Source organism: Asticcacaulis sp. W401b, assembly GCF_046503825.1.
Lineage (GTDB): Bacteria > Pseudomonadota > Alphaproteobacteria > Caulobacterales > Caulobacteraceae > Asticcacaulis.
The window spans coordinates 585,836-601,697 of the sequence record NZ_JBKFEE010000001.1; the positions used below are offsets into that span (position 1 = coordinate 585,836).

Sequence of the window (15,862 nt, forward strand, 5' to 3'; positions counted from 1 at the left end):
GACCCTTTGCCTCACACAATCTTTGCCGCCAGCGACGCCTCCAGCGCCCCTGTGACAGCCATATGGTACACCCTCAGTACCGCCGCAACGGTTAAGGAGTCGCGTATCTGCCCTTTTATAACAGCTTCGAGCACGTCTTTGAAGGGAACCCGCGCGATTTCAAGGTTTTCGGTATCGTCCCACTCGGTTTCGCCCTGACTGAGACCCGTGGCCAGATAAAGAACCGCCACCTCGTCCGAAACCGAATTGCTAAGGTCCATGCGCAAAATTTCGGTCAGATTTTCGGCCTCAAGCCCGGTTTCCTCACGCAGTTCGCGCCGGGCACCCTCCATGGGGTCTTCGTCGTGGGGTACGCCGCCTTCGGGCAGTTCCCAGCTCCAGGCGTCAAAGGGATAACGCATCTGACCCACCAGCGTCACCGTGCCGTCTTCGTGCAGCGGCACCATGCCCATCGCCCGGTTACGGAAGCGCACCGTACCATAACTGGCCACCCGCCCAGTTGGGGCCACAGGCTCGGAAAGCTCCACCTGAATCCACGGTGATTGATGAATGACGCGCACATTGCGTGGCTGCCAGCGCGGGCGTCTGGCATTGCGGTCTTCGGAATCCCAGGGCGGCAGGGTGCGGTCAGTCATCAGCATTCATCCGGTTGCGTCTGTCCAAGCGCCATAGCATGTCCTATATGCGTTGAACCTGATTTTTTGCGCCGGACACCGCCATGACCGAAAAAGCCGATATCCGTCAACTGGACCTCGCCCCCATCCCTTTTGGCACGCCCCTGCCCGCCAAAGTATCGGCGCAAACGCTGGAATTGCTGCTGACGCGGCGCTCGGCCCCCGCCCCGACGCTTGGCCTGCCCGCGCCCTCCGAAGACGAGATGGAGGTGCTGCTGAAGATCGGTTTCCGCGTCCCCGACCACGGCAAGATCGGTCCGTGGCGCATCGTGCGCTTCAGCCCGCAGTCGAAGGCGCGGCTGGTCGATAAACTCCGCGCTCTGGCCGAAGCGCGCGGTGACAAGGCGCAGGCGGGCGCGCTCCTCAAACTCTCCACGCCACCCGAAGCCCTGCTGGTCATCTATTCCCCCGTCCAGCCGCACAAAATCCCCCTGTGGGAGCAGATGGGCTCGGCGTTTGCCATCTGTCAGAACCTGCTGATCGCGGCGGGGGCCATGGGCTATGGTGCCAACTGGATCACCGACTGGTATGCCTATGACGCCGAGGCTAAGGCGCTTTTAGGCCTCAAGGACGGCGAAGAGGTAGCCGGCTTTATCTATCTCGGCACGCCCACCGAAGCGCCGCTGGAACGCGACCGCCCGGACTATGCCGAACGGGTGAGTTACTGGGAGGGGTGATTTAGGCCTCTGTAAGAAGGGCCTCCGGCGTGCAGGGTCACAGACCCTGCACCCGTTTGCAGGCCGACCCGTTCTGCGTTAGTCTCACGCCTGACGGAGTTTAAAGTGAAACCTTCCCTCGCCCTTGATCAGCAACGTGATGCAGTGCGCCGCCTGCCGGTGCGCTACCGCGCGGCCAATCTGCGCGTCTTCGGCTCTGTTGTGCAGGGCAGGGATACCGAAGGCAGCGATCTCGACCTGCTGGTGGACCCACTGCCGGGCGCAACCCTGTTCGATCTGGGGGGGCTGCAGGACGAGCTTGAAACCCTGCTGGGCGTGAAGGTCGATCTTCTGACCCCCGGCGATCTTCCTGCCCGCCTGCGCAACTCCGTCCTTGCCGAAGCCCAACCCGTATGAGGCCGGACGACCCACCCGCCAGACGCGAAGACTATATCCGGCATATTCAGGACGCCGTCACGCAGGCCCTTGACTACGTCGAAGGCATGGACCATGCCACGTTCCTCAGTGACCGCCGAACCCAACAGGCGGTGATCATGAACCTGATCATCATGGGCGAAGCGGCCACGCGCTTGATGATGGAAAGCCCGGACCTTATCGAACACCATCCGGACATTCCGTGGCGCAACATGCGCGGGATGCGCAACCGTCTGGCGCACGGTTATTTCGATCTCGACCTTGATTTGATCTGGGAAACGCTTTGCGTCAGCCTGCCGCAATTGCAGCGGCAAATATCCGAATTGAGCTGAAGCCCAGGCCTCCGGTGGGCAGGGTCGCAGACCCTGCACCCGTTTGCCCCCTTCCCCTCTCCCCGTTGGCGCGGGAGGAAGAACAAAATCTATCCCCGCTATTTGACGGCGGTCTATCCTCGCGCGCATGGACACAGCGGCAGACATCCCTGAGGCTCTGACACCGGAAACCCGGCGCGGGCATCTGCGCGCCATAGCCGACCGGATGTTGCTGGTGCTCAGCCGCGAGGCAGACCCCAAAACCGGCGAAGAGATCGAAAAGGGCATCCGCCGCGCTTTACTGATCGAGCGGCTCTATGCCCGCTGCGACGCCACCGAAGCCAAGGCGATCAAAAACGCCGTGGCCAGTATCGAGCAACAGGTGGTCGCAAAGAAAGCCACTCCCACCACTGCGACCCCACCTGCCCAGAACAAAGAGACTCAGGCCGAAATCGCCAGCCGCGCCTTAGCCATGAAAGCAAAGGCCCTATATCGCGCGACCAAAGGCGATCCGGAAAGCCTCAGACAGGTCATGACCCGGCATTTTGAAACGCCCGTTGCGAAGAACCGCAAAGACACGTCCTAATTCTTATACCTCCCCGCTGGCGGGAGGTTACAAACCCTGCATCCCCATGTGTTTGCATCTCTTTTAAGCCATCACATGTCCGGTTAACCTCACTGGATTCTCACCTACCGATTGCCCGATCCTCCTTACACCGCTATATTAGACCAAGGGCGAACTTGCAAAATGCACGCGCTCAATCAGGCCGCCACCGCCGATCAAACCAACTTCGCCAGACTGATGATCAAGCGTTTGGAGGACAAGGGATGGCCGACGCCCGTTATTTATCAGGCGGACACCTTTTCGCTGAAACTGGGCGAAGGTCACATCCTTTATCTGGATAACACCTATACGGACTGGCTCAGCGCTGAGGGTGCGGCGGCGAAACAGGTGGCGATCGACCGGCTGGTTGATGTCACGCTCGACGGTCGCCGTCAGACCACAGCCGAGCAAGACCGCGCGAACCTGATGCTGGGTGTGCGCAGCCGAACCTACGTGGAAAATATGTGGCTGTTCACCAAAATGCCGCCCGATTACATGGAGGGAGCTTATAAGCCGCTGATCGCCGATCTGGCGGCCGTGCTGATTATAGATTCCGAAAAGGCCATGGCGATCTGCACACGCGAAAAGCTGACCGAATGGGGCCAGAGTTTCGACGATCTGGTGCCCCTTGCCCGCGACCATCTGAAACGCGTACCCACCCGGTTAGAGAAGACCGGGTCCGGCATTTATGTCAGTAACGGCAGCGGTGACTATGACACATCTGCTCTTTTTACGCCCGACGTCTTTTCAAGCCTGCCGCTCAAGGGGCGACCTGTTGTCGTGCCGGTCTTGCGCAATCTGTTGCTGGTCGCCGGTAGCGAGGACATCGAGGCTCTCCGGCAGATCGGACCTCTGGCGGAAAAACTATACGACGAAGACACGCGCCCGCTCAGCCTCACCCCTCTGATTCTTAAGGACGGTGTTTTCACCGCCGTCGATACCGCGAACGGAGCGTTTCCGATGCTGCGCCGTCTGGCCCTGCGTCAGCCCATGCAGGACTACGCCGACGTACGTCTGGCGCTTGAGCCGCACTTCGCGACACAAAAGCGCGAAACCTATATCGGGCAACTGGAAGCCATCGAGTCGGACGACAGCCTCTATACCTGGACAACGCTGGTCTACGATATCGACTCGATTATTCCCAAAGCGGATGCCGTCATCATCTCGCAGGGTGACAATGCTCCGCCGCTGGTTCGTCATTGGGCCGACCTGATGGCAGTATGCGGCGAGGTGACGACAGAACCGCACGTGTATCCGCCGCTCTATGCGTTTCCGAAAGGGTTGGATGCCGGATGCATCGCCCGCTTGAAACAGGACTACCTACACCCGGTATGGTTTCCGGATCTGTCAAAAATGGCGTGAGCCGGATCAGCCCCGGCCGCGATAGGTGGCCACGCCGAAGTCGGGGATCAGTACGCCCTTGGGCGGTTCGGTCGTTTGCCAGAAGACGTCAATCGGGATGCCGCCGCGCGGATACCAGAAGCCGCCGATGCGCAGCCAGCGCGGGGCCAGCAGGTCACGCAGGCGCTTGGCAATATAGATCGTGCAGTCTTCGTGGAACGCCCCGTGATTGCGGAAGGCCGTCAGAAACAGTTTCAGCGATTTCGACTCGACCAGCCATTCGCCCGGCACATAGTCGATGACCAGATGCGCGAAATCGGGCTGCCCCGTCACCGGACACAGGGACGTGAATTCCGGGGCAGTAAAGCGCGCCACATAGTCGATATCGGCGTGCGGATTGGGCACGCGCTCCAAAACGGCGCTGTCCGGGTCAGTCGGCGCGCCCAACTGCTGGCCCAGTTGCGTCAGATTATCGGTATAGTGCGCCATGAACGACCTTTCCTTATTACGCGATGGGGCATCCGAAGAGACTACGTCTCCGGATGCCGTACTTGTGAATCTTCCTATGCTCGATAGCCGACACATTCACAAATGGAATCTCAGGCAACATTTGCAATGTCGCTTGATATGGATAATAATTAAGCGAATACAACAGTTTACTTAAGGACAAGAAACGACCATGGCCATTCCGGATACCCTGAAAGCGGGCCTCAGCTTCCCCGCCATTGCCGCGCCGATGTTCCTGGTCTCCGGACCGGAGCTGGTCATTGCGACGTGCCAGAGCGGCATGATCGGCACCTTTCCGGCGCTCAATCAGCGGACCACCGAAGGCTATGCGCAATGGCTCGATGAAATTCAAGGGGCGCTGACGCCTGAGGACGCCCGCTTCGGCGTCAATATGATCGTCCACCCGACCAATTCAAGGCTGATGGCCGATATGAGGGTGACGGTCGAAAAGAAGGTGCCGCTGGTCATCACCTCGCTGGGGGCGGTGCGTGACGTGGTCGATGCGGTGCATGCCTATGGCGGCGTGGTCTTCCACGACATCACCACCGTGCGCCATGCTGAAAAGGCGGCCGAAGCCGGTGTGGACGGGCTGATCCTTGTCTGCAACGGCGCAGGCGGCCATGCCGGCACCTACAACCCCTTCGCGCTTCTGGGCGAAATCCGTCAGTGGTACAGCGGCACCATCGTCCTGTCGGGCTGCCTGTCGCGCGGCTCGGACGTAGCGGCAGCGCTGATGATGGGGGCCGACCTCGCCTATATGGGCACGCGCTTTATCGCCACGCGCGAGGCCATGGCCAGCGACGGCTACAAGACCATGCTGACGCAGTCGTCGGCCAAGGACATCGTCTATACGCCGGCCATTTCGGGCGTCCCCGCCTCCTTCCTGCTGCCCTCGCTGGAAAGCCACGGCATCACCAAAGACATGCTGAAGGACATGACCACGAAGATGGACATGGACCACGAGATGAGCGACGAGGCCAAGGCGTGGAAGACCCTGTGGTCGGCGGGGCAAGGCACCGGCAATGTGCGCGACATCCTGCCCGCCTCTGAACTGATTGCCCGGCTGAAAACCGAGTTTGACGCGGCCCGCGCCGATTTTACGCAGAAGGTCGGCTGAGTTTCGCGCCTTATTGCCGACACAAATCGCCGTTACCGCGAGTATTGTGACGCTTTTATTGCAATTTGGGCGCGGGCTGGCTGTGGCCTCGGCGCTGGTGGCCGCACCGGCTATGGCCGACCCCTCGGGCTTTGCCGACTGGAGCGACGACTGGACCGAGGCGCTCGAAGGCTGGAAGCTGGGCGGCCAGTTGAGCCTGTCCACGGACTCGGCCAGCAAGGGCATTTCCGAAACGCAAGGCAACGGGCAGGTGTCGGCGGCGGTGACCGCTTCGCGCGACTGGGCCTATGTGTCGGCGCGCCTGAAGACCGTGCGGGGTTCGGACGGGGGCGATACGCAGAGCGCGCTGGCCGTCGGTGGCCGCTGGGCAGTCGGTCCTGACATCCACCTCAACAGCCAGATCATCTATAAGGTCAATGGCGGTGCGCGGCCGGGCAGCGACACGCACTTCGTCGAGTGGCAGAGCGAGGCCAGCCGCACCTTCGGGCGCACGACGCTAAAGGCCCTGACCATCTGGTCGCCGGACTCATCGGGTTCGACCCAAGAGGCCCTTTATTATGAACTAGGGGCGGCGCAGAAACTGTCCGATCGCTGGAGCGTGTCAGGCGGCCTCGGCGAGCGGCGCACCGAGCCCAAACGCAACTACACGGCGTGGAATGCCGGGGCAACGCTGGCGCTGAATGCCAAGACCTCGCTGGACCTGCGTTATTACGACACCAACCGCCATGAATACTCAAAGGCGCACGGTGACCGCTTCGTGCTGGCCTTGCAACGCCGGTTTTGACTCCCTCCTCCCTGTGCCGAAGGCATGGGGAGGTGGCTGCGAGCCTGCGAGCAGACGGTAGGGACGTACGGCATAGCCACAAAGCCTGTGGCCTTAGCCGCGACCGTTTTAAGCCGAGGCCAGGCTGCGCTGGATGTCGGCGACGGCCTCTTTGAACGCATCGCCGCGGGCTTCGAAGTCGGTGAACTGGTCCTGAGAGGCGCAGGCCGGGGACAGCAGCACCACCTCTTCCTTGCCGGACTTTTCCGCCGCCGCAAAGGCCTGCGCCACGGCGGTGAACAGCAGGCGCGACTGGGTACAGGGGGCGGCCGTGCCGATGGTCTTTTCAAACAGCTCCGCCGCCTCGCCGATCAGATAGGCGTGCTTCACGCGGGGGAAGAGGTCTTTCAGCTCCTCAATGCCGCCCGCCTTGGCGCGGCCGCCGGCGATCCAGTAGAAGCCGTCATAGCTCGATAGGGCCTGACGCGCCGCATCGGCATTGGTGGCCTTCGAGTCGTTGATAAATCGCACATTCTTGATGCGCCCGATCTCCTGCATCCGGTGGTCGAGGCCGGGGAAGGAGCGGATGCCCGCCACGATCGCTTCGACCGTCAGGCCCAGCGCCCGGCAGGCCGAATAGGCGGCACAGGCGTTTTGCCAGTTGTGGCGGCCGGTCAGGGTACGCACGGTTTTGAGGTCGATGATCTGACGCGCGCGGTCAGTCGTGGCGTCGTAGATGACGCCGTTCAGCGCATAGACGCCGCGCCCCAGGGTGCGCCGCGACGAAATGGGGATGAGGTTGACCGAATGGTGCGCGGTCATTTCCGTCACCACGGCCTGCGACCACTCATCGTCCGTGCCGATCACCGCCGTCTGATGCGCTGTCTGGTTCAGGAAGATGCGCTTCTTGGCCTTGATATAGCCCTCCATATCGCCATGCCGGTCGAGGTGGTCAGGCGAAAAGTTCATCAGCACCGCCACGTCCGGGCGGAAGGTCTGGGTCAGGTCGAGCTGGTAGGAGGAGGTTTCGATGACGTAGATGGTCCCGGCGTGCATTTCCGGCAGATCGAGCACGCCGATGCCGATATTGCCGCCGATATGGGCGTCGCGCCCGGCGGCCTTGAGGATATGGCCGATCAGGGCCGTCGTCGTCGATTTGCCGTTGGTGCCGGTGATGGCCACGGTCTTAGGGCGCTGTTTTTCCGGCAGGGCGTTCAGCGTGCGCGCAAACAGCTCGATATCGCCGATGACCGGGACATGGGCAGCTTGCGCCGCCTTGACGGTCCAGTGCGGCTCCGGATGCGTCAGCGGCACGCCCGGCGATAGCATCAGGGCGTCGATTTCCGACCAGTCGGCGACCTTGAGGTTTTCGATGGTGAAGCCTTCCTTCGAGGCGCTGAGCATCGACTGCGGCTTGTCGTCCCACAGAAGCGGCTCGGCCCCGCCGGCCTTCAGCGCGCGCGCCGCCGACAGGCCGGACCGCCCCAGACCGAAGATGGCGACACGCTTGCCAGCGAAGCTTTTTACCGGGATCAAAGGGGTCTCTCCATAACTCTTGAAACGCACCCCACCCTCACATCTCAGGGCTTCGCCCTTCGTGTGGTCCCCCTCCCCGCACCTTGTGCAGGGAGGTATAGGTATAGATTACACCTCCCCGCCGGCGGGGAGGGGGACCATTGGCGGAGCCAATGGGGGTGGGGTGGCTACACTTTTATCTCAGCTTCAACGTGGCCAGACCGACCATGGCCAAAATCCCGGCGACGATCCAGAAGCGGATGACGACCGTCGATTCCGCCCAGCCCTTCTTTTCAAAATGGTGGTGGATCGGCGCCATCAGGAAGACCCGCTTACCGGTCAGCTTGAAATAGCCAATCTGGATCATCACCGACAGGGCTTCGACCACGAACAGCCCGCCGACAATGGCCAGCACGATCTCATGCTTGATGGCCACAGCCGTCATGCCGAGACCGCCTCCCAAAGCCAGCGAACCGGTGTCGCCCATGAAGATCTTGGCCGGCGGGGCATTGTACCAGAGGAATCCCATGCCGCCGCCGATAACCGCCGCCAGGAACACCGCCACCTCACCCGATCCGGGCACAAAGTGGACATTGAGGTAGTTGGCGAAGACGTAGTTGCCAACGGCGTAGGAGATGATGCCGAACGTCCCTGCGGCGATCATCACCGGCACGATGGCCAGCCCGTCCAGCCCGTCGGTCAGGTTGACGGCGTTCGATGCCCCCACAATGACCACGGCGGCAAAGACGATGTAGAAATAGCCGAGATTGAACAGCACGTTCTTGAAGATCGGCACGGCCAGAGAGGTCGAAAGCCCGGACGAGGTCGGCGACTGAGGCCCGAAATAGACCAGAAGCGCTGCGGCAATGCCTGCCACGATGAACTGTGCAATCAGCTTCTGCGACCCCGACAGTCCGGCCGAAGTCTGCTTGGTCACCTTGGCATAGTCGTCCATAAAGCCCAGCAGACCATAGATCATGGTAACGCCCAGCACCAGCCACACGGTGACGCTGCGCAGGTCGGCCCACAGAAGCGTCGCCACCAGAATACCGGCCAGAATCATCAGCCCGCCCATGGTCGGCGTGCCCTTCTTGGTCAGAAGGTGCGACTGCGGGCCGTCTTCGCGGATCGGCTGCCCTTTGCCCTGCTTGGCGCGCATCCAGCGGATAAAGCGCGAGCCGAGACCCACCGCCACCAGATAGGAGGTGATGATGGCCAGGCCGACGCGCACGGTCTGATATTTCAGGAGGTTGAGCAGCGGCCAGTGGTCAAGCGCCGCGAAATGCTCGTACAGAAAATAAAACATACAGTGTCCCTAAATCAGAAGGCTCTTGGCAATCAGGCCCGCCTTCGATCCGTTGGAGCCCTTTATCATAACAATGTCGTTCGGACGCAAGGCTGATTTCAGCGGTTCCAGCAGTTCCGCTGCCGTGGCCGCATAGGCCCCGCGCTGCGCCTCTGGCAAGACGTCCCACAGGGCGCGCATCAGCGGTCCGGCGGCAAACACCTGATCGACACCCGCCGCCGTCAGGGCCGGGGCCAAAGCCGCGTGACGTTCGGCCTCATCAGGGCCCAGCTCCAGCATGTCGGTCATCACCGCGATGCGCCGCCCGCCGGTCGCCAGCCGACGCGCCGCTAAGGCGTTGAGCGTCGCCACCATCGAGATCGGGTTGGCGTTATAGCTTTCGTCGATGAGCGTCACCTGACCGCCCGCCACCGCGATCTGGTGCTCGGCCCCGCGGCCGTCCAGCGCCTCAAAGGCCGACAGGGCGGCGAGCGTCGTCGCCGTCTCGACCTTCAAAGCCTCGCACATCAGCAGCACCGACAGGGCGTTGAGCGCCTGATGCTTGCCCGTGTGGGCCAGCGTAAAGGCGATATCGCGCCCATGCAGGGTGGCGGTGACCTGAGCGTGGCCATCGACCACCTCATGGCTGATCAGGCGCGCGTCTGCGCCCTCGGCCTCGCCGAAGCGCTGCACCCTGGCGCCCATTTCGCTGGCCCGTTCGTTCAGTTCGGCAAACCAGTGGTTATCGGCATTGAGGATCGCCAGCCCGCCGTATTTGAGGCCGTCGAAAATCTCGGCCTTGGCCTTCATCACCCCTTCTTCGCCACCGGGGAAGTTTTCGGTGTGCACGGCACCGACCGTGGTGATGATCACCGCATCGGGTTCGACCAGCTCGGACAGGGGCGTGATCTCATCGGCGTGGTTCATGCCGATTTCAAACACAGCGCGTTCGGTATCCGCCGGCATCCGCGCCAGAGTCAGCGGCACGCCGATATGGTTGTTGAAGCTTTTGACCGCCGAATGGGCGCGCCCGGCTCGGCTCAGGGCCGCCATGACCATCTGCGTCACCGAGGTTTTGCCCACGCTGCCGGTCACCGCCCCTCTCAGGGCCGGAGCGCGGTCGCGGGCATAGGCCCCCAGCTTTTCCAGCGCCTTAAGCACGTCCGGCACCATCAGGCAGGGCCCGCCTTCGACCGGTTTGCGCGTGATCGCACACACCGCCCCCTGCGCAAAGGCCTGCGCCACGAAGTCGTGCCCGTCGCGCATGCCGGACAAGGCCAGAAAGATATCGCCCGGCTGCACCTGACGGCTGTCGAAGGTGATGCCGGTGGCGCAAATAGCGCTGGCGTCGCCGCTCAGGCCCGCGAAGGTGCCGCCTGTGGCCTTGAGCAGTTCGGTTCCGGTCCAGAGAGGTGTCATCTTTACTCCTCCGCCTCCCTTGAGGGAGAGGGGGTTTATGCGTTCAAGGCTTCGAGCACTACACCGGCGTCGTCGAAAGGCAAGACCTTTCCGGCGACGATTTGCCCCTGTTCGTGGCCCTTGCCCGCCACGACCAGCACATCGCCGGTTTTCAGGCTGGCCACGGCTTCGAAAATGGCCTGACGGCGGTCGCCGATCTCAAGCACGTTAGACGACTGCGTGCCGGCCAGACCGGCCATGATCTCGGCGCGGATGGACGCCGGTTCTTCGGAGCGCGGATTGTCGTCAGTAACGATAACGCGATCCGCCAGACGCTCGGCAATGGCCCCCATCTGCGGACGCTTGCCGCGATCGCGGTCACCGCCGCAGCCGAAGACGCAGACCAGACGCCCCTGCGTGTGCGGGCGCAGCGCCTTCAGCACCGTCTCCAACCCGTCCGGCGTATGGGCGTAATCGACATAGATTTCGGCGCCGTTGCCGGTCGAACCGACGCGCTCCAGACGCCCGCGCGCCCCGCTCAGGTGCGACAGGGCCTCCAGCACCGGCTCCACCTTCTGACCGGCGGCCAGACACAGGCCCGCCGCCACCAGCGCGTTCGACGCCTGAAACAGGCCGGCCAGTTTCAGCTTGACCTCAAACTTTCGACCCTGATGCTCAAGGTACAGGATCTGCCCATCGACGGTCAGGTCACGGTGGGTCAGGGTCAGGTGCTGCCCGCGCTCGCCGACGCTGAGGAGCGACGCCCCGGCGGTGATGGCCGAGGCGGCAAAGGCGTTATAGGCGTCGGAATCGGCATTGAGCACCGCCGTGCGGCCGCGCGGCAGAAGTTGCTCGAACAGGCGCAGCTTGGCGGCGCGATAGGCCTCCATCGTGGCGTGATAGTCGAGATGGTCCTGCGTCAGGTTGGTGAAGCCCGCCGCCGTCAGGGTGACGCCATCGAGGCGACGCTGATCAATGCCGTGCGAGGAGGCTTCGAGCGCCAGATGCGTGACGCCGTCGCGCGCCAGGGCGGCCAGATGCTCGGCAATGTCGGCGGCGTCCGGCGTGGTCAGGCCCGGCGGCGTAAGGGCGTGCTCCGCCGCGCCGTTCTGGGTGACGATGCCCAGCGTCCCGACGCTGGCCGAATGGTAGCCCATATGGGCAAACATCTGACGGCAGAAGGTGGCGACCGAGGTCTTGCCATTGGTGCCGGTGATGGCCACGCAGGTCTTGGGCTGCGCGCCGTAAAAGGCCTTGGCCGCCAGGGCATAGGCGCGGCGCACATCGTAGGCGGTGAGGATGTTGGAGGCGGTCGCGGGCGTATCTTCGGGGGCCAGAACGGCGGCGGCCCCCTGCGACAGGGCCTGAGGGATGAATTCACGGCCGTCGCGCGCCGTGCCCGGCAGGGCGCAGAACAGCGTCCCCGGTCCGACCTTGCGGCTGTCGGCGGTCACGCCGGTCACGACCGGATCGACGTCCAGATCGCGCCTCAATATGTCCGACAGGCGACGCCCGCTCATGGTTCAGTTCCCTTGTTCATACGCGCACACATTCGTACCTTGCGGGTTTAATGACCTGCCGCCGCCGGGACGGCCGCTTCCGTCACCGTCGCCCCGCCGGTCTGTTCTTCCTTCATCACCTGCGCCTTAACCCACTCCGAGTCGGCGAACTTGTCATCCTTGCGCGTCACATTGAGGAAGGGCGCGATGCGGTCGATGACGCGACCGGCCACCGGCGCGGACACCCAGCCGCCGGTACGCAGACCGAAGGTGTCTTTGTTGCCGGTAGGCTCATCGACCATGATCATCACCATATAGCGGTCATCCTCGACATTGCCGTCGGTGGGGAAGACGGCGACGAAGGAGGACAGAAGCTTGGTGCGGTCATAGCGTCCGCCAATGACCTTTTCCGCCGAACCGGTCTTGCCGCCGACGCGCAGGCCCGGCACATTGGCCTTGCCCCCTGTGCCTTTGAGGACGTTGACGCGCATCAGGTCGAGCATCTGACGCGAGGTATTGGCCGAAAACACGCGCTCGCCTTTCAGCGGCTGCGCCGGGTCGTATTTGCGCAGCGTCAGGGGCCGCAGATAGCCGCCGTTCATGGTCGCCGCGGCGGCCTGCGCGTAGGACAGCGGCGAAATCGACATGCCGTGCCCGAAGGAGGACGAGGCGAGCGAATCCTTCGACCACTTTTTGGGCAGCAGCGGCGAGGCCGTTTCGGCCAACTCGATATCGGCGGCGCGGAACAGGCCCAGCGCGTTGTAGAACTTGGTCATGGTGTCGATGCCGACGCTTTCGGCCATCAGGGTCGTCCCGATGTTCGACGAGACGAGGAAGACATCTTCCAGCGTCATGATGCGGTTTTCGGCGTGGTAGTCCGAAATCTTGCGCTTGCCCAATTGATAGGGGGTGCGCGCGTCATAGGTGGTGTTGAGCGAAGCCGTCCCCGATTCCAGACCGATGGCCACCGACAGCACCTTGAACACCGAGCCCACCTCGAACACCGAATTGGTGACGCGGTTCAGCTTGTTATTGTCCGGAAAACGGCCGGCCTGATTGGGGTCGAATTCCGGCCAGCTTGACATGGCGATGACCTCGCCCGTGCGTACATTGGTGACCAGGCCAATGGCCCCCTTGGCGCTTTGGGCCATCGCCACATTACGCACCTCGTTTTCCAGCGCGCCCTGCACCCTCAGGTCCATGGCCAGCGGGAAAGGCGTGTTGGAACGGGCGATCTGATCCTGAAAGGCGCGTTCGGCCCCGGCGAGGCCCTTACCCGCCTTTTCCGTCATGCCGATATAGAAGGCCCCGGCCGTGCCCAGCGGATAGCCGCGCAGGCGGCGCGGTTCAAACCCCACACCGGGCAGGCCGTAGCTGAGGATGCGCGCCTTGTCCGCCGCGCTCAGCCACGGCATGACCATCAGACGCTTGTCCCCCGACAGGGCCGAATCGAGCTGATCGCGCGGCACATCGGGCAGGAGCTGGATCAGGGCGCGCTTCACCAGCGGGCGGTCCGCCGCCATGATGTCGGCCGGATCGAGGAACAGGTCGTAGTTGAAGACATCGGTAGCCAGCAGCGCGCCATTGCGATCGACAATATCGGCGCGCGCATCGGCGGGCAGGCTATAGTCCACACCGCCATTCCCCCCCGACAGGGCGGCCTTCACCGCAAACCCCGACAGCACCATATAGATGACGCCCATCGCCACCAGAATGAAGAAGATACGCATGCGCGCGCTGGCCAGCCGGTCCGAGGCGACCGCATTGGCGCGCTCAAACGCGTGCTCGACTTTCCACATACGGTCGGCCACCCACTGAAAGCCGGAGGCGGTCGAGTCAATAAACGACAGGCGGTGTCCGTATCTCATCGCGCAGCCTCCCCGGTCGCGGGCGCAGTCGGCGCAGGCGCAGCGATGGGCGCGCTTTCTTCTTCGGTCATGGCCGGGGGCTTGGCGGTGACTGTGGTCACCGGCGGGGCCGCATGGATTTCCGGACGCGCCACCGAGCGCGAGATTTCCACCAGATTGTCGAGACCCGCCTCACGCTTGGGCGACAAGGGCTCCATCCCCAGATACTGCCGCGCCAGCGCCTCGATACGCGCCGGCTGCTCCAGATTGGCCACCTTGACCTTGAGCGCCTTGATGGCGGCCTGCTCCTCGGCGATCTGGGCATTGAGCGCATTGAGGCGGGCGACCTCCTGCCCCTCCTTGACCTTGGACAGACAGACCCAGAAGATCATGATCAGGGCCAGCACCAGACCGATGGCTTCGATCAGGCGGACACCGCGGATACGACGGTCGAACAGACTCATCAGGGCTTTCATCTGACGGCTCTCCGGGAAGGGGACGCGCTACGGGCGACATCAAAAGGCGGGTGACCGGTACGACGGGCTGCGCGCAGCTTGGCCGAACGGGCGCGCGGATTGACGCTCAGCTCGGCCTCGGACGGGGCGATCGCCTTGGTCGAATCGAGGCGATAGGTCGGCGCGGGTCCGGTCTGGACTTGCGGTGCGTGGCGCGAGCCCGACGGCGTGCGCCCGGCGCGCTCGGCCAGGAAGGACTTGACCATGCGGTCTTCGAGCGAGTGGAAGGTGACGACGGCCAGCACGCCTTCGGGCTTCAACAGGCGCTCAGATGCCTCCAGCGCGCTTTCCAGCTCACCCAGTTCGTCATTGACGGCGATGCGCAGGGCCTGAAACGTTTTGGTCGCCGGATGCACCTTGTCGCCGCGACGCCCACCGACGGCCTTTTCGACCACGGCGGCCAGATCGAGCGTGCGCTCAAACGGGATTTCCGTACGGCGCTTGACGATGGCAGCGGCGATGGCGCGCGATCTGTGCTCCTCACCGTAAAGCCAGATAATATGGGCGATGTCGGCTTCGGCCCACTCATTGACAATATCCGCCGCGCTCAGACCCTCAACGGCCATGCGCATATCCAGCGGCCCGTCACGCATGAAGGAGAAGCCGCGATCGGCCTCATCGAGCTGCATGGAGGAGACACCGATATCGAGCACAATGGCATCGACCTGATCGACACCCAGCGCGGCCAGACCTTCGGCCATTTCCGAAAAGGGGCGATTGACGAAGCGGAAGCGGTCACCAAAATCGCCGCGCACCGTCTCGACAAACGGCTGAACGCGCGCGTCACGGTCAAAGGCGATGACCTCCGCCCCGCGCGACAGAAAAGCGCGCGTATAACCGCCAGCCCCAAAGGTGCCATCGACCACCACGCGGCCCGACTCAGGCGCGACGGCGGCGATCACCTCATTCAGCAGGACGGAGATGTGCGGCGCTTCGCTCATAAGCCCAGCTCCGTCAGCACGCCGGACAGTTCGGCCTCCTGTGTCGCCAGATGCGCGGCATAGGCGTCAGGGTTCCAGATTTGAAAGCGGTCATAGAGGCCGACCAGCAGCACGGCGTCTTTCAGGCCGAACTGCTCGCACAGGGCGTCCGGCAGGGTCATGCGCCCCGCTGTGTCGAAATTGAGCCTGGCCATATCGCCAAAGATGCGCGCTTCAAGGATGCGGCGCGGCGCCGAGCCGAAGGGCTGTGCATCGACGATCTTTTTGTAATGGCTGAAAAATTGCGCCCCGCCGCATTCAACGCAGCCAAGCGATTTAAGGGCAAAGGCATAGAGGCCGTCAAAGCCGTCCATACCATCAAAGGGCACCAGCGCAGCCGCACGGAAGTCCTGCGGGACCAGCAGTCTCCGCTTCGCATCCAGTTGCTTCTCGTGCGTGGAGAGAAACACCCCTG

17 protein-coding genes are annotated in these 15,862 nt (G+C 63.1%); 7 read left to right on the top strand and 10 right to left on the bottom strand.

Going from position 1 to position 15,862, the window contains the following annotated elements; all coding sequences use genetic code 11:
- Window positions 1-11: 11 nt before the first annotated feature.
- Window positions 12-635, bottom strand: a complete 624-nt coding sequence (locus ACK8OE_RS02790) for an NUDIX domain-containing protein (protein WP_410271276.1) — start codon at window positions 633-635, stop codon at window positions 12-14.
- Window positions 636-718: 83 nt separating this feature from the next.
- On the opposite strand from ACK8OE_RS02790, the gene ACK8OE_RS02795 reads away from it, so the two are divergent.
- The 5 genes from ACK8OE_RS02795 to ACK8OE_RS02815 all read left to right on the top strand — a co-directional run bounded on the left by ACK8OE_RS02795 (window position 719) and on the right by ACK8OE_RS02815 (window position 4,042).
- Window positions 719-1,351, top strand: coding sequence for a nitroreductase (locus ACK8OE_RS02795; protein ID WP_410271277.1), 633 nt, complete (start codon window positions 719-721; stop codon window positions 1,349-1,351).
- 105 nt (window positions 1,352-1,456) lie between these two features.
- Window positions 1,457-1,747 carry a nucleotidyltransferase family protein gene (locus ACK8OE_RS02800; protein WP_410271278.1) on the top strand — a complete coding sequence of 97 codons (291 nt, stop codon included), beginning with the start codon at window positions 1,457-1,459 and terminating at the stop codon, window positions 1,745-1,747.
- Window positions 1,744-2,097 (top strand): DUF86 domain-containing protein, encoded by a 354-nt coding sequence (locus ACK8OE_RS02805; RefSeq protein ID WP_410271279.1) that lies wholly within the window; start codon window positions 1,744-1,746, stop codon window positions 2,095-2,097. The genes ACK8OE_RS02800 and ACK8OE_RS02805 overlap by 4 nt, the downstream gene beginning before the upstream one ends.
- A gap of 127 nt (window positions 2,098-2,224) precedes the next feature.
- Window positions 2,225-2,662: a hypothetical protein gene (locus tag ACK8OE_RS02810; RefSeq protein WP_410271280.1), complete on the top strand. Its 438-nt coding sequence runs from the start codon at window positions 2,225-2,227 to the stop codon at window positions 2,660-2,662.
- 162 nt (window positions 2,663-2,824) lie between these two features.
- Complete coding sequence (locus ACK8OE_RS02815; protein ID WP_410271281.1) at window positions 2,825-4,042, top strand: hypothetical protein; 1,218 nt, start codon at window positions 2,825-2,827, stop codon at window positions 4,040-4,042.
- A 6-nt stretch (window positions 4,043-4,048) separates the two neighbouring features.
- Here the strand turns inward: ACK8OE_RS02815 and queF are convergent, their stop codons facing one another.
- A complete protein-coding gene (gene queF, locus ACK8OE_RS02820) occupies window positions 4,049-4,510 on the bottom strand; it encodes a preQ(1) synthase (RefSeq protein WP_013479332.1) in 462 nt (153 codons plus the stop codon).
- A gap of 190 nt (window positions 4,511-4,700) precedes the next feature.
- On the opposite strand from queF, the gene ACK8OE_RS02825 reads away from it, so the two are divergent.
- Window positions 4,701-5,645 carry an NAD(P)H-dependent flavin oxidoreductase gene (locus ACK8OE_RS02825; RefSeq protein WP_410271282.1) on the top strand — a complete coding sequence of 315 codons (945 nt, stop codon included), beginning with the start codon at window positions 4,701-4,703 and terminating at the stop codon, window positions 5,643-5,645.
- Between the two features lie 46 nt (window positions 5,646-5,691).
- Complete coding sequence (locus tag ACK8OE_RS02830) at window positions 5,692-6,429, top strand: TorF family putative porin (protein ID WP_410271283.1); 738 nt, start codon at window positions 5,692-5,694, stop codon at window positions 6,427-6,429.
- A gap of 108 nt (window positions 6,430-6,537) precedes the next feature.
- On the opposite strand, the gene murD is transcribed toward ACK8OE_RS02830, so the two are convergent.
- From murD to ACK8OE_RS02870, 8 genes are all read right to left on the bottom strand, one after another.
- Window positions 6,538-7,944: a UDP-N-acetylmuramoyl-L-alanine--D-glutamate ligase gene (murD, locus tag ACK8OE_RS02835; protein WP_410271284.1), complete on the bottom strand. Its 1,407-nt coding sequence runs from the start codon at window positions 7,942-7,944 to the stop codon at window positions 6,538-6,540.
- 175 nt (window positions 7,945-8,119) lie between these two features.
- Window positions 8,120-9,229: a phospho-N-acetylmuramoyl-pentapeptide-transferase gene (gene mraY, locus ACK8OE_RS02840; protein ID WP_290798980.1), complete on the bottom strand. Its 1,110-nt coding sequence runs from the start codon at window positions 9,227-9,229 to the stop codon at window positions 8,120-8,122.
- Between the two features lie 9 nt (window positions 9,230-9,238).
- Window positions 9,239-10,627 (bottom strand): UDP-N-acetylmuramoyl-tripeptide--D-alanyl-D-alanine ligase, encoded by a 1,389-nt coding sequence (gene murF / locus ACK8OE_RS02845; RefSeq protein WP_410271285.1) that lies wholly within the window; start codon window positions 10,625-10,627, stop codon window positions 9,239-9,241.
- A gap of 35 nt (window positions 10,628-10,662) precedes the next feature.
- Complete coding sequence (locus ACK8OE_RS02850) at window positions 10,663-12,126, bottom strand: UDP-N-acetylmuramoyl-L-alanyl-D-glutamate--2,6-diaminopimelate ligase (protein WP_410271286.1); 1,464 nt, start codon at window positions 12,124-12,126, stop codon at window positions 10,663-10,665.
- A gap of 47 nt (window positions 12,127-12,173) precedes the next feature.
- Window positions 12,174-13,973 (bottom strand): peptidoglycan D,D-transpeptidase FtsI family protein, encoded by a 1,800-nt coding sequence (locus ACK8OE_RS02855; protein WP_410271287.1) that lies wholly within the window; start codon window positions 13,971-13,973, stop codon window positions 12,174-12,176.
- The gene (locus ACK8OE_RS02860) at window positions 13,970-14,428 is read right to left on the bottom strand and encodes a septum formation inhibitor MinC (RefSeq protein WP_410271288.1); all 459 of its coding nucleotides are present in this window, start codon (window positions 14,426-14,428) and stop codon (window positions 13,970-13,972) included. The genes ACK8OE_RS02855 and ACK8OE_RS02860 overlap by 4 nt, the downstream gene beginning before the upstream one ends.
- On the bottom strand, window positions 14,425-15,408 hold the full coding sequence (rsmH, locus tag ACK8OE_RS02865; RefSeq protein WP_410271289.1) for a 16S rRNA (cytosine(1402)-N(4))-methyltransferase RsmH: 984 nt from the start codon (window positions 15,406-15,408) through the stop codon (window positions 14,425-14,427). Before rsmH ends, ACK8OE_RS02860 begins: the two co-directional genes overlap by 4 nt.
- Window positions 15,405-15,857, bottom strand: coding sequence for a division/cell wall cluster transcriptional repressor MraZ (locus ACK8OE_RS02870; RefSeq protein ID WP_126421005.1), 453 nt, complete (start codon window positions 15,855-15,857; stop codon window positions 15,405-15,407). Before ACK8OE_RS02870 ends, rsmH begins: the two co-directional genes overlap by 4 nt.
- Between the last annotated feature and the right edge of the window lie 5 nt (window positions 15,858-15,862).